Here is a 4,216-nt window from a genome sequence, read left to right as displayed (position 1 = left end):
GCCGTCTGGTCGCTGTCGGTCGCCGATCGCGGGGTGCCGGTCCACGCGGACCTGTCCTTGAGCACCATCGATCAGTACGCTCCCTCGGGCTTGAGCATGACGCCAACGGTCCGCCACATGATCCGCAGGTCGTCGAGCAGGGACCAGTTCTCGACGTAGTGGAGGTCGAGGCGCACGCTCTCGTCCCACGACAGGTTGCTGCGGCCGCCCACCTGCCACGGGCCGGTGATCCCCGGCTTGATGTAGAGCCGGCGGTAGACGCGGCCGTCGTAGGTGGTGACCTCGCTGGGCAGCGGGGGGCGGGGGCCGACCACGCTCATGTCCCCGACGAAGACGTTCCAGAACTGGGGTAGTTCGTCGAGGGAGTGCTTGCGCAACGCCCTCCCCAACCGCGTGACGCGGGGATCGTCGCGCATCTTGAACAGCGGTCCCGATCCGTCGTTCTGCGCCTGCAAGAGGGCCCGCTCGGCGTCCGCCCCGACGCGCATCGAGCGGAACTTCAACATGTCGAACTCGCGGCCGTCGCGGCCCACGCGCTTTTGCCGGTAGAACACCGGGCCACCGTCGCTGATCTTGATGGCGAGGGCCATCACGAGGGAGACGGGCGCGATGAGAAGCAGCGCCAACGAAGACACCACGAGATCGAAGGCCCGCTTGACGACGTGGGCGCCGCCCTCGAAGGTCGGGATCTTGACCTGGATGAGCGGTAGTCCCTCGAGGGGACGCAGCGATATCCGCGGACCGGCGACGTCGGCCAGCCGACCGCCGATGACGAGTTCCGCCGCGGTGCCGACCATCTGCTGGCTGAGCCGCTGAACGAAGTCGGGGTCCTCGTCGGGCTGGCTGGCCACGATGATCGCGTCGGCCCCCAACCGGTGCGCCGTGGCGGCCGCGTCGTGGATCGAACCGACGACGGGGTAGGCCTGGCCGTCCACCGCGATGGCTGCCACCGAGCGATCGGACAGGCTGGCTCCGACCACTTGGTAGCCCAGCGCCCACGTCGGGCCGAGCCGTCGCAGCACGAACGCCACCTCGTCGTGGGCGCCGACCACGAACGCACGGGAGACGTACTCACCGAACTTGCGACGCCGCAGCAGCCAGCGGCGCCACAGCCAACGGGTGGCCAACAGCACCAGAAGGCCGAAGGGCAGGGAGATCAGGAGTTGGGTGCGCAGTCCCGGCCACTGGAAGACGATGAAGGCGATCGCGAGCAACCCGAACGCGAACCCCGTGGCCTGGGCGACCCTCGTGTACTCGGTGACGCCGCTGCCGAACAACTCCGAATCGCGCGTACCGAAGGCGCTCAGGGCCACCAGCCAGCCCAGGGAGGTGATCAGCGGGATCCGGGCGATGATGCCCGGATCCTCGGCGATCAAGGTGGGGTCGAGCAACTGCAGCCGCAGCACCGTCGAGAGCACGCAGAAGGCGATCACGATGAGGGCGTCCGAGACCCACAGGTTCAACCGGTATCGGCGCTCCCAACGGCGCCGCCGCTCCAGGACGGGGGAGGTCCGCGGCGAGCGACGAGCCTCGCTCGCGTATCCGCTCGCGCGCGCTGGCGCCTGCGTCCGCCCGTTCTTGATCGTCACGAACGCGGACGCAAGGTCACCCCCGCCATGATGGCGGTCCTCCGGCGCCATGCGAGTTGTCATCCATTTCCCCCATGTTTCCCGCGCCCGCCCACAGGCACTCCGCCTGGGGCGACCATCGAGCCCGGCTACGGAGGGACACAGCAATACGGTCCTGATTGCGAGAGGGCCGTATCGTGGAATTTTCCGAGGGGCAGGATGTGACGCTTGTAGGGATGGTAGTGCCCTCGTGCATGTTGGGCAACGGGGAGGCAACCCCCCTGGCGGGTGACAAGGGGAAGCGTTGTTTTTGCGAAGCCGTTCTCGACTCTGGTCCGACCAGGGAGAGTGCGGGGGTGCCGCTGTTCCTGGGGCTGGGCGCGAAATCCCTGGAAAGGCCTTACCGCGCGACGAAATCCGCGGCCGCGACGTACCCGGCGGCATACGTCACCGCGCACAGCCGCAAGGCATCGCGGCCGGGCAGGAATTTCGCGTGATGGAGGCCGACGCCCTCGACCGGACCCGTTCCGATGAAGCTCATCAGAGAAGGGACCGAATCGCCGTACTCGGAGAAGTCGTCCGAGCCGCAGGAGCGGAACGGTTCTGGGGCGACCGGGATTCCCAGGGCGGTGAGGGCCGCGTCGGTCCGCTCGACGAGCGGTTCGCTGTTGACCAGCGCCGGGCCGCCCCGGTGGAACGTGACGCTTGCCGATGCCCCGCGGGCGAGGGAGAGTCCCTCGGCCAGGCGCGTCATCGCCCCCTGCAGGGCCGACCGGTCCGCCTCGTGGAACGTGCGCATGGTCCCCGTGCAGGTCGCCGTCTCGGAGATGACGTTGTCGGCGGTGCCGCCCCGGATGGTGCCCACCGACACCACACTGGGGTGGATCGGGTTGACCACGCGAGCCTCGGCCTCGGGGAGAGCGGCGATGATCGTCGCCAGCGTCGTGATCGGATCCACGGCCAGATGCGGGTAGGCGCCGTGGCCGCCCCGGCCCGTCACGGTGATCTGGAAGGTGTCGAAGGCGGCGTTCACCGGACCTGCCCCCGTCGACACCACGCCCCGCTCCACGGCGGGCTGCACGTGGACACCCACCATGGCGGCGACGTCCTCGTCCTCCAGCATCCCGGACGCGACCACGTCGCTGGCCCCCGGCGGATTGCACTCCTCGCGCGGCTGGAGGATCGGTACCAGGCCCACCGGCAGGGGCGCGTCGGCATCCTGGATGGCGGCCAGCAGCGCCCACAAGCCGGCGATGTGCACGTCGTGGCCACAGGCGTGCATGATCCCCCGGCGCTGGGACGCCCACTCGACCCCGGTCGCCTCGGTGATGGGCAGGGCGTCCAGTTCGGCGCGCAGCCCGACCGCCGGGCCCGCCGGGCCGAGTCGGCCGAAGGCGCCGGTCTCCGCGACCGGAAGCCAGTCGATCCAGGGCGTGGCCGCGGTGACGGCATCGCGGGTGTCCGCCTCGTCGCCCCCCAGGTGCGGGTCGGCATGGATCGCGCGGCGCAGGGACGCCGCTTCCGGTAGGGCGGCGTCGATGCCGGCAACGAGTCGGGCGAGAAGGTCTTCGGTCACCCGTTCACCCTAGTCCGGTGCGCGCAGCGCGATGATGGCGTCCGGAAGCCCGTGCGAGGCGACCTCGGAGGGGGTCCGCGGTCCCGGCAGAATGGCAGCCGCGCGGGCCTGCAGGGAGGCGGCGACCGCCCCCGCCCGCCAGGCGTCCAGCCCCGCGGCCAGCAGAGCGCCAGCGATCCCGGCCAGGGTGTCGCCGGATCCGGCGGTGGCGCTCCACGCCGGCCCCGGTTCGGCGAGCATGACGGCACCATCGGGCCGGACGCAGTATTGCGTGGCCCCCTTCAGCAGCACCGTCGCCCCGGTCCGCCGCGCGGCCTCGCGCGCATGATGCACCGGATCCTCCTCCACGGCGCTGCGTTGCACATCCAGCAGGCGCGCCAACTCCCCGGCGTGCGGGGTGAGGAGGCAACCCGGCGGCAGCCGGTCGGGGAGATCGGTCAGCGCCCCGGCGTCGACCACGGTGGGGACGCCGTCGCGCAGCCGTCGCGCCAGACGGTCCGGATCGGGGCCGGGCCACCCCGAGCCGCACACCCACGCCTGGACGCGGCCAGGAGCCTGCGGATCCAAGGGGGCGACCACGCTCGGGAAGGTGGCCAGCACCCGCTCGCGGGCGGGTCCGGCGTAGCGGACCATCCCGGCCCCGGTGTGCAGGGCGCCGTCGACGCCGAGGAGTGCGGCCCCCGGGTACGCCGGGGAGCCGGTGTCCAGCCCGACGACCCCCCGGGAATACTTGTCGCTGCGCGGACCGGGCCACGGGTACCAGGAGCGCACGTCCTCCTCGGTGATCCGCCAGACGTCCGTCACGGTGACGGGGACGCCGATGTCGACCAGGGTGACCCGACCGCAGGCCGAAGCGGCGGGCTGTGCCACCTGCGCGAGCTTGCGCCCGATGAAGGTCACCGTCACCTCCGCGGCGAAGCTGTCGTGCGCGATCACCGCGTCGGCCACCAGGCCGGAGGGAAGGTCCACGGAGACGACGGGCACCCGGGCCTGCGCGGCGGCCCGCGCCACGGCGGCGGCGGCGTCCGGAAGCCCCGCGCGCCCTCCCAGGCCGGCCAGCCCGTCGATGAGG

3 protein-coding genes are annotated in these 4,216 nt (G+C 71.5%); all 3 read right to left on the bottom strand.

The genetic code is table 11. The annotated features are described in order from the left end of the window. Positions 1-71: 71 nt before the first annotated feature. Positions 72-1,652 (bottom strand): sugar transferase, encoded by a 1,581-nt coding sequence (locus V7E09_RS14660; RefSeq protein ID WP_324510361.1) that lies wholly within the window; start codon positions 1,650-1,652, stop codon positions 72-74. A 316-nt stretch (positions 1,653-1,968) separates the two neighbouring features. After that, positions 1,969-3,144 carry a M20 metallopeptidase family protein gene (locus tag V7E09_RS14655; RefSeq protein ID WP_324510360.1) on the bottom strand — a complete coding sequence of 392 codons (1,176 nt, stop codon included), beginning with the start codon at positions 3,142-3,144 and terminating at the stop codon, positions 1,969-1,971. Between the two features lie 9 nt (positions 3,145-3,153). After that, a partial coding sequence (locus V7E09_RS14650) for a bifunctional ADP-dependent NAD(P)H-hydrate dehydratase/NAD(P)H-hydrate epimerase (protein WP_324523625.1) occupies positions 3,154-4,216 on the bottom strand: 1,063 nt, incomplete at its 5' end.

It is taken from the genome of Propioniciclava sp. (assembly GCF_036744435.1).
Taxonomy (GTDB): domain Bacteria; phylum Actinomycetota; class Actinomycetes; order Propionibacteriales; family Propionibacteriaceae; genus Propioniciclava.
This window is presented reverse-complemented; position numbering and strand designations above follow the sequence as displayed.